Here is a 15,946-nt window from a genome sequence, read left to right on the forward strand (position 1 = left end):
TGACCGGGCGGGCCCGAGCGCCCCCGGTTCCGGACGTCAGGGCCGCCGTATTCATGGAGTGGTGCGACCAGGCGTCGTCATGCCAGAAAACATCGCTGTGCCGTCGTTCAGTACATTGGGGAGCGGAAAATTGGAAACGCCATTGAAGGCTCCGAACGTCTCCGCGCTGCTGTCGGAGAACGCGCAACGCCGGGGCGACGAGCGGGCCTGCACGATCCTGGGCAACGGCCACGACGAGACCGACGTGATGACACACGGCTCCCTCGACCTCGAGGCCAGGGCCGTCGCCGCGCGGCTGCAGCGCTCCGTCCGCGCCGGTGAACGCGCACTGATTCTCGCCACCGACAACGCCCACTTCATCCGCGCCTTCATGGCCTGCCAGCACGCCGGCGTCGTCGCCGTTCCCGTGGCCCCGCCGCTTCCGCTGCGCCAGCCGCGCAAGGCCGCCACCCTCCAGGCGATAGCCGCGGACTGCGGTGCCCGCGTCGTCCTGACCGGCAGCACCACCGCACTGCGCGAACCCCTGCGGGACCTGGCGCCGGACCTGGCCGCCCTCGAATGGATCGACGTCGACACCGTGCCGATCGAGGAAGCCGCCGACCACCGCGCACCGCGCGTGGGCCCGGAGGATCTCTCGTTCCTCCAGTACACCTCCGGATCGACCTCGCTGCCCAAGGGCGTGATGGTCAGTCACCGCGCCCTGCTGCGCAACGAGGAGATGTTCTCCGCCGTGATGGGGACGACCTCCGACGACGTGATCGTCTCCTGGCTGCCGCTCTTCCACGACATGGGTCTGATCGGCAAGGTGCTCCACTCCGCCTACCTCGGCACCCATCTCGTCCTCATGCCGCCCGGCGCCTTCGTCCAGCGGCCGGCCCGCTGGCTGCGCGCCCTCACCCGCTATCGGGGCACGGTGTCCGGCGCGCCGAACTTCGCGTACGACATGTGCGTGCGGCGCATCCCGGAAGAGGACCGGGACGAGTTCGACCTCAGTTCCTGGAGGGTCGCCTTCAGCGGTGCCGAGCCGATCCGACCTGCCACGTTCGACGCCTTCGTCCGGGCATACACCCGGCACGGGCTCGCGCCGCGGGCGATGCAGGCGGCGTACGGGCTCGCCGAGATCACCCTGATCGCCACCGGAGGGTTCAGCTCCGAGGTGCCCGTCACGCTCGACGCCGACCGCGCCGCACTGCGCGCGGGCCGAGTGGCCGCGGGCGGCGACCACCCCCTGATCAGCGTCGGCCGGCCCCGGGCGGGTCGCGGCGTCCTCATCGTCGACCCGGACACCCGCAACACATGCGAGGAAGGAGCCGTGGGCGAGATCTGGCTGACCGGCCCCGACGTGCCGCTCGGTTACTGGCAGCGGCCCGAGGACACCCGTGAGACCTTCGAGGCGTACACGGCCGACACGGGCGAGGGACCGTTTCTGCGCACCGGCGATCTGGGCGCGCTGCACCAGGGCGAGTTGTACATCACCGGACGCCACAAGGACCTGGTCATCGTCGACGGCCGCAACCACTACCCGCACGACATCGAGGCCGTCGCAGAGGCCGCCCACCCATGGCTGCGGCCCGGCTTCAGCGCCGCGTTCCCCGTCGAACGCGACGGACGTGAACAGGTCGTCGTCGTCGTCGCGGAGGTGCTCAGGCCGGTGCACACGCGGCGTCCGGGCAGCGAAGCGGCCAGCGCGCCCGCACCGTCGCTCGCCGACATCAGGCGGGCCGTGCTGACGGCGGTCGCCGCCGACCACGACATCCGGCTGCACGACGTGCATCTGGTGGTGCCCTCCTCGGTGCCCAGGACATCCAGCGGGAAGATCCAGCGCCGGGCCTGCCGGGCGGCCTACGAGAACGGCGAACTCATCCCCGCCCAGGAGCCCCGCGCCCGCGCACTGGAAGGAATCTCCTGATGCCCGAGCAGCAACGGACCGTCGCCTTCCTCGTCGAGGCCGTCGCCGAACTGCTCGGCCCGACCGCACCCGAGGCCGAGACCGACGCCCCTTTCACCGCGCTCGGCCTCTCCTCGATGCAGACGGTCGAGCTCTCCGACCGGCTGCAGCGCTGGGCAGGTGTGGAACTCAGCCCCACCGTCGCCTACGACCATCCCTCCATCGAGGCCGTCGCCGCGCACGTCGCGAAGCTCGCCGATCGGCGGGACGGCACGTCCGGACCCCGGACCGCCGAAGCCCGGCACACGGCCGGTGGCACCGACGAGTCCGCGGCGATCGCCGTCGTGGGTATCGGCTGCCGACTCCCCGGAGCCAACGGCCCCGCCGAGTTCTGGCGGCTGCTCACCGACGGCGTGGACGCCGTCCGGGAGGTACCCGCCGACCGCTGGGACGCCGGAGCCCTGTACGACCCCGACACCTCCGTACCCGGACACATGAACACCCGCTGGGGTGGCTTCCTGGACGATGTCGAGGGGTTCGACGCGGAGTTCCACGGGATCTCCGCACGCGAGGCCGCCCGTATGGACCCGCAGCAGCGCCACGCCCTCGAAGTGGCCTGGGAGGCACTGGAGGACGCGGGCATCCCGGCGGACGGACTGGCCGGCTCACGCACCGGTGTCTACATGGGCGTGTCGACCTTCGATCACGCCACCGCGCTGTGGAGCTCCCTGGCCCGGCCCGAACCGTACGACGGCACCGGGGGAGCGCTGAGCATCGTCGCCAACCGGCTGTCGTACTGCCTGGACCTGCGCGGCCCCAGCCTGGTCGTGGACACCGCCTGCTCGTCGTCGTTGGTGGCGGTGCACCTGGCCTGCCAGGCACTGCGCGCCGGCGACGCCGACCTGGCCCTGGCGGGCGGCGTCAACATCGTCACCAGCCCGCGTATCGCGCTGAGTTTCAGCCAGGGCGGACTGATGGCCGCCGATGGCCGCTGCAAGCCCTTCGACCACCGCGCGGACGGCTACGTCCGCAGCGAGGGCGTCGGGGTCGTGGTGCTCAAACCGCTCTCCCGGGCTCTCGCCGACGGCGACCGGGTCTACGCCGTCGTGCGCGGTGGCGCGGTCAACCAGGACGGCCGCACCAACGGCCTGACGGCACCCAGCGGTCCCGCGCAGGAGGCCGTGCTGCGCGCGGCGTACGCGGGCGCCGGCCCGACCGCCGCCGACGTCGGCTACGTCGAGGCGCACGGCACGGGCACCGCGGTCGGCGACCCGATCGAAGTCGCGGCGCTGGCCGCGGTCCTCGGCCCGAACCGGCCCGCCGACCGCCCGCTGCGGATCGGCTCGGTCAAGTCGAACCTCGGTCATCTGGAGGCCGCCGCGGGAGTCACCGGCCTGATCAAGACGGCGCTGTCCCTGCACCACCGGCGCCTTCCGCCAACCGTGCACTTCCAGAAACCCAATCCGCTGCTCGGCCTCGACCGCGTTGCGGTGACTGTGGTGGCGAAGGGCGAGGAATGGCCCACCCGTCCCGACGGCAGCCCCGCCTCCGCCGGAGTCAGCTCGTTCGGCTTCGGCGGCACCAACTCCCACCTCGTCCTCACCGCCGCGCCGACGGCCTGCCCGGGCGACGCGCCGGACGAGGCGCTGCCCAGGCTTGTGCCCGTGTCCGCGCGTTCCGCCGAGGCACTGCCGCGTCGAGCCGCCGCCTGGTCGGCCGAGGCACGGGCCAGGGTCGGTGAACCCGGCTGGACGGCCCGCGCGGGCGCGGCCGCCGCGCTGCGCGTCGAGCACGCCCGGCACCGGACCGCGGTCGTGGCCGCGGACGCCGGCGAACTCGCCGAGGCCCTCGCCGCGGTCGCCTCCGGTCATCCCGCCCCGGGCACCGTGGGAGTGCGCGAGGCCGCCCGCCGGGAACGCAAGGTCGCCCTGCTCTTTCCCGGCCAGGGGCCGCAGTGGACCGGTATGGGGCGCCGCCTCGCGGCCACCGTTCCCGTGTTCCGCGACACGATGCGGGAAGCGGACGCCGCGATCGCCCGCCACCTGGGGCGCTCCCTCTGGAACGACGAACGCGGACTGGCCGTGGAGGGCACCGCGCAGGTGCAGCCCGCCCTTTTCGCCACCCAGGTCGCCCTGGCCGCGACCTGGCGGGCGTGGGGCCTGCGGCCCGCCGCCGTCATCGGCCACAGCATGGGCGAGATCGCCGCCGCCCACGTGGCGGGCGCCCTGTCGCTCGACGACGCCGCCAGGATCGTCTGCGAACGCAGTCGTCTGCTCACCGAACTGTCCGGTCTCGGCGGCCTCCTGCTGGTCGAGCTGGACGCGGACGACGCGGCCGAACTGGTCGAGGGCCGCGAGCACGAGCTGGCCGTCGCGGCCCTCAACGGGCCTCGTGCCACCGTGCTGTCCGGCACCGTGGCCGCACTGGACGACGTCCTTGCCCGGCTGGCCGACCGCGGCGTCTTCGCCCGCCGGATCGCGGTCGAGTTCGCCGCCCACAGCCCCCAGGTCGAGCCCCTGCAGCCCAGGCTGGCCACCGCACTCGACGGACTCGTCCCACGCGACACCACCACCACGCTGTACTCCACCGTGACCGGTGCACCGATCGCCGGGGGCGACCTGGGCCCCGCCTACTGGGTCACCAACGTCCGGGCGCCCGTCCGCTTCGCCCCCGCTCTGGACCGGCTGCTCGCCGACGGCTACGACACCTTCGTGGAGATCACCCCGCATCCGGTACTGGCCCGCCCGGTCCTGGACCGGATCAGCGACACCGGACTCGAGGACGTACTCGTGGTGTCCTCGCTGCGGCGGGGCGAGGACGAACTGCGCTCCCTGCTGACCGCGGTCGGCACCCACTACGCCGCGGGTGGCTCTCCGGACTGGGCCGCGCTGCACCCCGGGACCCCCGGCCACACCCCACTGCCCCGGCACGGCTGGAATCATCGCGCCCACCCGATCACCCGGCTCGCCCCGCCCCCGCTCGCCCGGACCGCGCCGTCGCCCCGGGATGTCGGACGTCGGGACGGCACCCTGCTGGGGGAGCGGATCCTCGTCGGCCCGGACCCCGCGCTACGCCTGTGGGACCTGCCCATCGGACTGCGCGGCACGCCCGAACTCGCTGATCACGTGGTCGAGGACGTGCCCGTCGTCGCCGGCGCGTACTGGCTCACAGCTGCGGCCGAGTCCGCGGGTCCGGCGGCCGGCAGTGGGTACGTCACGCTGCACGATGTCGTGTTCACCCGGCCCTGCCCGCTGGTCGAGGGGGCCGAGCCCGTCCTTCAGCTCGGCGCCAGGCGGGGCGAGGACGGCCGGCGGCACTTCACCGTCGTCTCCTGCCCGCCCGCCGGGGAGCCGGTCGTCCATGCCACGGGCGTGATCGGCGTACCGGCCGACGGGCAGGCCCTGTACGAGGGCCGGGACCCTTACGAGGGGGAGGCCGTGAAGCGGATCGCGGCCCGTTGCCCCGCCGAGGCGTCCGTCGAGGAGTTCTACGAGCGTCTGCGGTCGACCGGGCTGCGGTACGGCCCACGGCTGCGCGCCATCGAGCGGCTGACCGCCGGGACCGGCGAGGCACTGGCCCGGGTCCGGCTCCCCGCGGGGCTCGGCCCGGGCGCGGCCCCGATGCATCCCGCGCTGCTCGACAGCTGTCTGCACACGGTCGCCGCCGCGACGGGCGAGGCGTTGCCGCGGGGCGCCGTCCCGCTGCCGGTCGGCGCCGAGCGCGTGTGGGCGCGGACCGTGGGGGAGCCACTGCGGGAGGGCTGGTGCCACGCCCGCGTCGTGCGGGCGGACGACCGCGACATCGTCGCCGACGTCACCGTCCTCGACGACATGGACCGGCCCCTCTGGTCCGCCACCGGCTTCCGGTTGCGCCTGACCGCCCCGCGCCGACGGCCCGAGGACGGTCGCGTCTACGAGGTAAGCCACCAGCCGTACCACCCCGGCCCCGCCGCCGCGGACCCGGGACGGTGGCTGCTCCTCGCCGACGACGGCTCCCATGCCTTCGCCCGTGACCTCGCCGACCGACTCACCCACGCCGGCGCCCGGTGCCTCCTGGCCGGCCCCGGAACGGACGTGACCCCCGGTGGCCCGGCACTGGGCACCGGACTTCCGGCGGACCTTGAGGCGGTGCTCGCCGCCGCCGAACACGACGGCACCCTGCGTGGTGTCATCGACACCCGCGCCACCCCAACGGACCCCACCTCCGCCACGGCCTCGCCACGGCACGTCAACGCCCAGGCCTCTGCCGCCGCGACGGCCGGGAGCGCCGCGGGGCTGCCGTCGGCCGCCGAACTGCACCGGCACGGGGGCGACGTGCTGCGCCTGGTGCAGGCCGTCACCGGACGGCAGTGGCAGGGTGCGGCGCCCCGGTTGTGGTTCCTCGCCACGGGTGCCTCGACGGACGGCGGCCCGATCCCGGCCGCCGCCCTGGCAAGGGCGGTCCGGTGGGGCCTCGGCCGGACCATGGCCAACGAGTTCCCCGAGCAGGGCTGTTCGCTCGTCGAGCTGGAACAGCCCGGAACCGCACGGGACCTGGACGCGGCGGTCGCCGTCCTGCTCACGCGGGAGCCGCCGACCGAGGTGGCCGTGCGCGACGGCATCCTCGTCGCCCCCGTCCTCGGCGAGCTGCCGCGCCGACCGGACGACGCGCCCACCCCACGATCCGAACGGACCCACGTCATCACCGGCGGTCTGGGCGCGCTCGGCCTGCGCCTGGCCCGCCGGCTGGCCGAGCGCGGCGCACGCCATCTGCTCCTGCTGGGCCGCTCCGCGCCCTCGCCCGAGGCGGAACGGCACATCGCGAACCTGCGAGCCGCCGGATGCGAGGTCCGGGTCGCCGGCGTGGACCTCGCGAACCCCGCCGAACTGCGCGCGGCACTCAAGGGCACCCCGGGCCGACACGTGGACCATCCCCCCGTCGGCGGCGTCTTCCACCTGGCAGGCGTGCTGGAGGACGCGCTCCTGCCAGACCTCGACGAGCGGGCCCTGGCCCGGGCCTGCGCGGGAAAGGCGGCCGGGGCGTGGAACCTGCACGAACTGACCCGCGACGAACCCGTCGAGCTGTTCGTGCTGTTCTCCTCGCTCGCCGGCCTGATCGGCTCTCCCGGCCAGGGCGCCTACGCGGCCGCCAACAGCTGCCTGGACGCCCTGGCCCGCCACCGGGCGGCTCTCGGGCTCCCCGGCCAGAGCATCGACTGGGGCCCGTGGGGCGGCGCGAGTCTCGCGGAGACGGGCGGTGGTGTCGACCGGCTCGCCGCGCGGGGCGTGCCGCCGCTCGACCCGGACGAGGCGCTCGCCCTGCTCGACGAGGCCATGGGCAGCGGCCTTCCCCACCTGGCGGTGTCGGCCTTCGCGCCGGAGCGGCTGCTGAGGGCCGGGATCTGGCCCGCGGCCCGCGGCCTGCTGGCCCCGCTGCTGCCCGGCGAGGACACGGCGTCGGACGGCACAACGGCGGACGACACGCGAGGGGGCGGTGGGGGCGGTGCCCAGAGGCCCGGCGCTGTGCGCGACGAGCTGCTCGCGCTCGTCACCCCGGTCCGCCGTCGGCACACCCTCTCCGCCTTCCTCATCGAGCAGGTGAGTCAGGTACTGGGAGCTCGGGCGGACGGCGTCGAAGCCGATGTCCCCTTCCAGCACCTGGGCTTCGACTCGCTCATGGCGGTCGAACTCCGGGGAAGGCTGGAGGCGGCGCTGAATCTGCGCCTGTCCGCGACGCTGGTGTACGCGCACCCCACGGTCGACGCCCTCGCCGACCAGCTGCTCACCCGGCTGGAAGCGGCCCAGGACCAACCCGAGCCGGCCCGGGAACCCGGCGGCCACCCCGACGCGGCCCGTGCCACGCCGGCCGGGCCCGGCGGTGACCTGTCCCACCTGGACGACTCCGAGGTCGCAGCCCTGCTCGCCGCCGAACTGGAGGCGTTCGACGCGGAAGGAGAGCGATGAGTACGCCGACCACGAACGAGCAGCAACGACACCTTCTGGAACAGGCCCTGCGCCGCCTCAAGGACGCCCGGGCCCAGCTGGACGACGCGCGGGCACGGCTCGCCGCCGCCGAGGGCGCCCGGCACGAGCCGATCGCCGTCGTCGGGGCCGCGCTGCGTGCCCCCGGCGGGGTCGAGGACCTCGAGTCGCTCTGGCAGGTGCTGCGTTCGGGAACCGACACGGTGACCGCATGGCAGGACGACCCCGAGGGCCGGCGCGACGGCACCCGCACCACAGCCCGCTCGGCCGGGTCACTGCGCTCCGTCGACGGCTTCGACGCGGGATTCTTCGGCCTGTCCGGCGACGAGGCCGACCATCTGGACCCCCAGCAGCGACTCGTACTCGAGGCGGCGTGGGAGGCGGTCGAAGACGCCGGGCTGCCCGCCGAACGACTGCGCGAGCGGCCCACCGGCGTCTTCCTCGGGCTGTACGGTTCCGACTACCTCACGGCACAGCTGTCCGGACAGGCCGACATCACCGCCTACACGGCTCCCGGCAGCGCCCACAGCATCGCCGCCAACCGGCTGTCGTTCCTGCTGGACCTGCACGGTCCGAGCCTCGCCGTGGACACCGCCTGCTCGTCCTCCTTGGTCGCGCTGCACCTGGCGGTGCGCGCCCTGCGCACCGGGGAGTGCGACTTCGCCCTGGTGGGCGGGGTCAACGTGCTGCTCGCCGAGTCCATGATGACGGCCACCGAGAAGGTGCTGCCCATGGCCTCCGGCGGCCGCTGCCGCACCTTCGACGCCTCGGCCGACGGGATCGTACGTTCCGAGGGCTGCGGAGTCCTCCTGCTGGAGCGGCTCGCGGACGCGCGCGCCCACGGCCGGCGCGTCCGGGCGGTGGTGCGCGGGTCCGCGGTCAACCACAACGGGCGCTCCAACGGCCTCACCGCGCCCAGCCCCACCGCCCAGGCGGACCTGCTGCGCCGGGCGCTGGCCGACGCCAGGACCGACGCGTGCGACGTGCTCTACGTCGAGGCCCACGGCACCGGCACCCGGCTCGGCGACCCGATCGAGGCGGAGGCGATCGGCGAGGTGTACGGCACGGGCGATCAGCCGTGCGCGGTCGGCTCGGTGAAGACGAACTTCGGGCACCAGGAGGCCGCGGCAGGCATCATCGGGCTGCTCAAGACGATGCTGGTCCTCGAACACGGCCAGGTGCCGCCCACGTTGCACCTGGAGCGGCTCAACCCGGAGATCGGGCTGGACGGCACTCGCATCACCGTGCCGACCACTCTGTCCGCGCTGCCCGTCGCGGACCGACGCCTTGCCGCCGTCAGTTCCTTCGGGTTCGGCGGCACCAACGCGCACGTGATCCTGGAGGCGCCGACGGCACCGGAGCCCGCCGAGGAGCCCGTCCACGACGGCATCCGCCGCCCCCGGCTGCTCCTGCCGCTGTCGGCGCGGGGCGGCCCCGCGCTCGGCGCGCTGGCCGAGGTGTACGCCGAACGGCTGGCGGGGCTGGACACCCGGACCGTGGCGCAGGTCTGCGCGGCGGCGGCGACCGGCCGCAGCCATCACTCGTACCGGCTGGCGGTCGCCGCCGACTCACCGGACGCACTCGTGCGTGAACTGGCCGCGGTGCGCCCGGAGTTCCTGCGCCCGCACCCCACCCGGCAGCGGGTGGCGTTCGTCTTCAGCGGCCAGGGCTCCCAGTGGGTCGGCATGGGACGGGACCTGCTGGACGAACCGGTGGTGCGCGAGGAGGCGGAGCGCTGCGATGCCCTGGTCCGGGAGTTGGCCGGCTGGTCGGTGATCGAGGAACTGCGGCGGCCCGGGCCCGGCAGTCGGCTGCGGGAGACCGAGATCGCCCAGGTCTGCATCGCCGTCCTGCAGCTCGGGCTGGCCGCACTGTGGCGCTCGTGGGGTGTCGAACCGTATGCCGTCACCGGGCACAGCATGGGGGAGATCGTCGCGGCGTGCGTCGCCGGGACGCTGGACCGCGAGCAGGCTCTCGCCCTGCTCGTCACCCGTGCCGGGATCACCGAGAAGGGAGCCCGGGGCGGTGCCATGGCCCAGATCGCCCTGACGGCCGACGAGGTCGCGGCGATCATCGCGAGGACCGGCGGACGGGTTTCGGTCGCCGCTGTCAACGGGCCGTGCTCCACAGTCGTCGCGGGCGACCCGAACCGGGTGTCGCTCGTCGAGGCCGCAGCCGAACGGCAGGGGGCGAGGACCCAGCGACTGCCCGTCGAGTACGCCTTCCACAGCCCGCTGCTCGACGGATACGACGCCGAACTCGCGGCCGGCCTCGACCGGCTGACACCGTGTGAGGGCGGGTTGCCGCAGTACTCGACCGTCACCGGCGACCATGTCCGGTCGCGGGACCTCGGCCCCGTCCACTGGGCCCGCAACCTGCGTGAACCGGTGCTCTTCAGCAGCGCGGTGGCCGCGCTGGCCCGGGACGGTGCCACGGTCTTCCTGGAGATCGGCCCGCACCCTGTCCTGCTGCGTGACATCGGTGCGACGCTCGACCACCTCGCACCCCTGGACCCCTCGGACGTCCGCCGGGTGGCCGTCGGCAGCCTGCGGCGCGACAGGTCCGCGCGGTCCGCGCTGGACATCGCGCTCGGCGAGCTGTACCGGGCGGGCCTGGACCTCTGCTGGGACAAGGTGTTCCCACGCGCCGACCGCCGCGTACCGCTGCCGTTCTACCCCTGGCAGCGCCGCCGCCACTGGCTCGGCCTGCGGCCGGTCGACCCGGGCGGAACCGCCGCTCCGACCCGGGCGCCCGAGCGGCCGGCCCAAGGGACACCCGCACTGTCCGGGGCCGACCTGGAGGAGACGGTCGCCCAGTACGTCCGCGGCCGGCTGGCGGAGGCCCTCGACCTGGGCGGCCCCACCGAGGTGCCCGAGGACAGCACCCTCGGGGCGCTGGGCCTGGGGTCGCTGGCCATCGTCGAACTGAAAAACCGTATCGAACGGGACTTCGCGGTCGCCGTACCGCTCCAGGCACTCCTGGAGGACGGCACACCCCGGGCGCTGGCCCGGACCGTGGCCCGGAGGCTGGCGCCGCAGAACGGCCCGGTCCCGGCGTACTCCGCGGGAGGCGGCCCCGCCGCGGAAGGAGACGGCTCATGAACACCGGCTCGCAGGTGACGACCGGCGCGTCGGTCGTCCGCCTCGCGCCCTGCCCCCGGGCGCGACTGCGCGTGGTCTGCTTCCCCCACTCCGGAGCGGGCCCCGGCGTGTTCCACCGCTGGGCCCGGTCGCTCGCCCCGGACGTCGAGGTGTGGTCCGCGGTGCTGCCGGGCCGCGCGGCCCGGGCCGACGAGCCCTTCGCCGACCGCTGGGAGTCGGTGGTCGCCGACGCGGCCGACGCGATCGAGGCCTCCGTGCCCGGCCCGTACGCGCTGCTCGGGCAGAGCCTCGGGGCGGCCCTCGCCTTCGAGACCGCGCGCGAACTGCAGCGCCGGCGCCGCCCGCCGGCACATCTGATCGTGTCCGCGAGCGCGGCCCCCGACGCCCGTGAGGTCTTTCCCGTACCCGCCGACGACGAGGCGCTCATCCGCGCTGTCGACCGGCACTACGCGGGCATCCCCGCCGAGGTGCGGGCCGTGCCGGAGCTGGTCGCGTACTTCCTGCCGGTCCTGCGCGCGGACCTCGAACTCGCCCTGGCCTACACCTACCGGTCAGGCCCCCCGCTCGGCCTCCCCGTCACCGCGTTCGCGGGCGACCGCGATTCGTCGGTGTCCGCCGCCGGGCTGGCGGCCTGGCGCGGCCACACGGTCGCCGGTTGCGAGATCCACCGGCTGGCCGGAGGCCACTTCTGTCTGGACGACGACGAGAACCGGGCGCTGGCCGTCGTCCGGCGCCGGCTGGCCGGTGCCCGGTGACCGGCGGCACGAGGAGGAACGAGCAGCACATGTCCGTACCCTGCCAAGCGCCTGAATCCCTCAGGCACAGCCGCATCCTGGGCACCGGCTCGTACCGGCCCGCCCGCGTTGTCGGCAACGACGAGATCTGCGGCCCCATCGACTCCACCGACGAGTGGATCGTCAGCCGCTCCGGCATCCGCTCGCGCCGGTACGCGTCCGCCGACGAGAGCCTCGCAGCCATGGCCGAGGCCGCCGGCCGTGCCGCCCTCGCCGACGCGAGTGTGGCGCCCGATGAGGTGAACGCCCTCATCGTCGCGACCATCTCGCACCGGCAGGCCACCCCCGGGGTGGCGACGGAGGTGGCGGCGCGACTCGGCCTTCCGGGGCCGGCGGCGATGGACCTGAACGCCGCGTGCTCCGGTTTCTGCTACGGGACAGCGCTTGCCGACGCCCTGGTCCGGGCGGGCACCGCCGACCACGTCCTGCTGATCGGCGCCGAGCGGATGACGGACCTCGTCGACCCCGCCGACCGCTCCACCGCCTTCCTCTTCGGCGACGGGGCCGGGGCCGCGCTCGTCGGAGTCTCCGGCACACCGGACATCGGGCCCGTCGTCTGGGGCTCGGACGGCACCCGGCGGGACGTCATCGGGATGACCCATGTGGCCGCCGCGGCAGGTCACCAACAGAGCGGTCCCGCCCCGTCGCTGCGGATGGAGGGCCCGGCGGTGTACCGGTGGGCCGTCTCCGAGATGGCCGAGGTCGCCGAGCGGGCCGTAAAGCAGGCAGGCCTCACCATGGCGGACATCGACGTGTTCGTCCCGCACCAGGCCAACCGGCGGATCGTGGACGCGCTCGCCAGGTCCCTGAGCCTGAGCGAGGACACGGTGGTGGCCCGGGACGTCGTCGAGAGCGGCAACACCTCGGCCGCCTCGGTCCCGCTCGCTCTGGACCGGCTGCGCGCCGAGAACCGGGCCCGGCGCGGTGATCTCGCGCTGCTTCTCGCCTTCGGCGCGGGCCTCGCCCACGCGGCGCAGGTCGTCCGGCTGCCGTGAGGCCGCCCCGAACCCCAAGGAGATGTCATGGCGGAACAGTTCGACGTGGTCGTGGTCGGCGCACGGGTCGCGGGTTCCCCGCTGGCCACGCTGCTCGCGCGACGCGGTCTGAAGGTCGCGGTACTGGAACAGTCGGAGTACCTCAAGCCTGTTCTGTCCTCGCACGTCCTTCAGGCCGACGCGCTGACCTTCCTCGACCGGCTCGGGGTACTCGACCGGATCCGGGCGACCGGCGCCCCCTTCATGTCCCGGACCGACACCCGGCTCGGTGACTTCCGGTTCGTCGCGGACTTCCCGGCCTTCCCCGGATTCGTGGGCGGCGCGGCCTGCGTACGCCGGCGCGTACTCGACCCGATCCTCAGCGACGCGGCTGTGGCGGCCGGCGTCGACCTGAGGATGGGGACCAAGGTGACCGGCCTGCTGGAGGAGAACGGCCGGGTGTCGGGCGTACGGTTCGTGCGCGGCGGGGTGGAGTCGCGGATCCGTGCCCGGCTCGTGGTGGGCGCGGACGGCCGCGACTCGACGGTCGCGAAGCTGCGCGGCGCCCGCCGCTACAACGTGACCCGCAACGAACGCCGGTACTACTGGACCTACTTCGAGGGCGCGGACCTCGCCGTCACCCCCACCTTCGTCTTCCACCGCTGGGGCGACCGCCACATCTTCGCGGGACCCGCCGACAGCGGCTTGTACATCGTGGGCGTGTCCCCGCAGCAGCACGAGAGGGAGGCCTTCCGCAGCAACCGGCACGACTCCCTCATGGAGCATGTCCAGAGCTGCCCGCCGGTCGCCGAGGTGCTCGCCGAGGCCAAGGTCGCCACCCGGATCTACGGCATCTCACGCTTCGAAGGCTACTTTCGGGAGGCCGCCGGACCCGGCTGGGTGCTCATCGGCGACTCCGGGCACTTCAAGGACCCGGCGGCCGGCCGGGGCATCGGCGACGCCTTCACCCAGGCCGAGCGGCTCACGCCGGCGCTCGTCAAGGCGCTGCGCGGATCCGATGCGGCGATCGACCGGGCGACAGCGGACTTCGGTCGCTGGCGCGACCGCCAGTACGCGCAGTACTACTGGCTCGCCACCGATCTGGGCCGGGTGGGGCCGTTGCCGTCGGTCGTGCCCGAGGTGGTCGCCCGAATGTACGGCGCCGGCGAGATCGGCCGCTTCCTCGACCTGTTCAGCCATCACGCCGGGCCTTCCGATCTGTTGACCCCGGCCCGCGTGCTGGGCGCCACCGCACGCCGGATGGCGAGCCCCGAACGTGGGCGGCCGGCTTTCGCCAGGGAGCTGGGCACCACCCTGCGCGACGAGGTGCGCCGCCGCTGGGCCGGCCGCCGTCCCGTCCTCGAAGAGGTTGCCGCCACCGGCCGGCCTGCTGTCCGGCCCACGACCCGCAGCCGACCCGTCACTCCGGCTTCTTGACGCCCCTTCGCCCACCGGCCCGGCACAGACCGAACGACCAGGAGAACAGGACCCCATGACCACGAACGAGACCCTCCGGCCCTCACCCGTCCATACCGAACTGACCTTCGATCAGACGGTGCCCCGCGCCGTCGCGCACCGGCGGGCCGTCGGCGAGGTGTTCGTCACGGACTCCGCCCGTGTCACCGACGACGAGTTCCTGCTTGCCTGGCAGATCCCCCGGGCACACAGCCTGTGGGGCGACCGGACGGCACCGTTCCACGACCCCTTCTCGATCGCCGAGGCCGCCCGGCAGGGCTGCTTCGTGGTCGTGCACCGCCATCTCGGCATCCCCCTCGACCTGCCGTTCAGCCTGCAGCGGTTCGAATTCCGGGTCACCTCGGACCACCGGCCCTACCGGGACGATCGCCGCTCGCCGCTTCAGGGGCTGCTGCGCTACCGCACCGGGCGTCAGGAGCTGCGCGGCGGCGAGTCGGGCACGATGACCATCGAGGGCGAACTCCAGATCGACGGCGTCCCCGTGATGACCATCAGTGGCGACGTCGTCTTCCTGCCGCGAGGAGACTACGAGGCACTGCGCGCCTTCCAGCGCTCCCGCAAGCCGCTCGCGGACGTCCCGCCGTGGCAGCCGGCCGCCGCCGTCGATCCCGCGCTGGTCGGCCGACGGGACGAGCGGAACGTGGTCGTCGGGGAGCCCGCCCCGCTGCCGCACCCGGCCGGCCCCGCGCGCTACCCGCTCGTCATCGACCGCGGCCACCCCTCCTACTTCGACCACGACTACGACCACGTGCCCGGCCCCTTCATGGTCGAGGGGTTCCGCCAGGCGGCCCTGATCGAGGCCACCCGCTCGGGACTGCTGGCTTCCCCCGCCGCCGCCATGACCGGACTGTCCACGACCTTCTCCGACTTCGGCGAGTTCGAGGCCCCCCTCGCGTACTCGGCGGAGGCGAGGCCCGGTTCCGGGGACCGCGTCACGGTACGCGTCGGCCTCCACCAGTTCGGCTCGGAGATCGCCGAGGGCAGCATCGAGTTCACCCCGTACCCCTGAGTCCGGCGCGGCCGCTTGCCGCGAACCGTGTGAGAAGCCCGAAGGAGCGCCCAGTGGGAAGCCAGGCGAACGACGCCGGATGCCGCGTCGCCCTGCTCATCCGCAACACCCTGCACCGCTACGCCGTCGAAGGCATGATCCACTCACTCTCCGGAAGCGCCCCGGTCCGGCCCGTGGACCCGGGCGGCGAGAGCGTCAACGCCTACGACGGCCGACGGTTCGACGTCCTGCTCGCGGCCTCGGCGGACCTGGAGGCCGACACGGTCCGCGAGGCGGTGCGCGTGCTGTGCGTACAGGGACCGCGGCTGCTCCTCCTGGTCGACGGCCCGGACGCGCTCGACGCGCCGTGGATCGCGGCCTGCCGGGCGCAGGGTCTCCTCGACTGGGTGGAGCTGGAGCCGCGTCGCCTCGCGGACGCGCTCGCCGACGTCACCGCAGGCAAGTTCCACGTCTCGTCCTCCCTGGCCCACCGGCTTGTCACCCTCGCCGGCCGCACCACGGGCGCTGCCCCCACCAGGGTGCCCGTCGCACCGGCGCTGACTCCCCGTGAACTGCAGGTGCTGCGGCTGGTCGCCGAGGGGCTGAGCAACAAACAGGTCTCGCACCGGCTGCTGATCTCCGAGCACGGGGTGAAACGGCTGATGGGCAACGTGCTGGCGAAGCTGAACTGCCCCAACCGCACGCTGGCGGTCGTACGGGCGATGGACGACGGACTGCTCGCGGTGTGAACGGGACGGCCCGCCC

General features: G+C 74.0%; 8 protein-coding genes. All 8 read left to right on the top strand.

The features are described 5' to 3' along the window. Window positions 1-130: 130 nt before the first annotated feature. The 8 genes from OG241_RS46970 to OG241_RS47005 are packed head-to-tail and all read left to right on the top strand — an operon-like array spanning window position 131 to window position 15,930. Window positions 131-1,909 carry a fatty acyl-AMP ligase gene (locus tag OG241_RS46970; protein WP_405824894.1) on the top strand — a complete coding sequence of 593 codons (1,779 nt, stop codon included), beginning with the start codon at window positions 131-133 and terminating at the stop codon, window positions 1,907-1,909. Next, window positions 1,909-7,830, top strand: coding sequence for an SDR family NAD(P)-dependent oxidoreductase (locus tag OG241_RS46975; protein ID WP_405824896.1), 5,922 nt, complete (start codon window positions 1,909-1,911; stop codon window positions 7,828-7,830). The genes OG241_RS46970 and OG241_RS46975 overlap by 1 nt, the downstream gene beginning before the upstream one ends. Beyond that, window positions 7,827-10,949, top strand: coding sequence for a type I polyketide synthase (locus OG241_RS46980; RefSeq protein ID WP_405824897.1), 3,123 nt, complete (start codon window positions 7,827-7,829; stop codon window positions 10,947-10,949). Before OG241_RS46975 ends, OG241_RS46980 begins: the two co-directional genes overlap by 4 nt. Beyond that, window positions 10,946-11,704: a thioesterase II family protein gene (locus OG241_RS46985; protein WP_405824899.1), complete on the top strand. Its 759-nt coding sequence runs from the start codon at window positions 10,946-10,948 to the stop codon at window positions 11,702-11,704. The genes OG241_RS46980 and OG241_RS46985 overlap by 4 nt, the downstream gene beginning before the upstream one ends. Window positions 11,705-11,733: 29 nt before the next feature. Beyond that, window positions 11,734-12,738, top strand: a complete 1,005-nt coding sequence (locus OG241_RS46990) for a beta-ketoacyl-ACP synthase III (RefSeq protein ID WP_405824900.1) — start codon at window positions 11,734-11,736, stop codon at window positions 12,736-12,738. 27 nt (window positions 12,739-12,765) lie between these two features. Further along, window positions 12,766-14,154 carry an NAD(P)/FAD-dependent oxidoreductase gene (locus OG241_RS46995; RefSeq protein ID WP_405824901.1) on the top strand — a complete coding sequence of 463 codons (1,389 nt, stop codon included), beginning with the start codon at window positions 12,766-12,768 and terminating at the stop codon, window positions 14,152-14,154. Between the two features lie 55 nt (window positions 14,155-14,209). Then, window positions 14,210-15,202, top strand: coding sequence for an AfsA-related hotdog domain-containing protein (locus OG241_RS47000; protein WP_405824902.1), 993 nt, complete (start codon window positions 14,210-14,212; stop codon window positions 15,200-15,202). Window positions 15,203-15,255: 53 nt separating this feature from the next. Next, a complete protein-coding gene (locus OG241_RS47005) occupies window positions 15,256-15,930 on the top strand; it encodes a response regulator transcription factor (RefSeq protein ID WP_405824904.1) in 675 nt (224 codons plus the stop codon). The last annotated feature ends 16 nt before the right edge of the window (window positions 15,931-15,946 follow it).

It is taken from the genome of Streptomyces sp. NBC_01390, from assembly GCF_045040105.1.
In the GTDB taxonomy this organism is placed as follows: domain Bacteria; phylum Actinomycetota; class Actinomycetes; order Streptomycetales; family Streptomycetaceae; genus Streptomyces.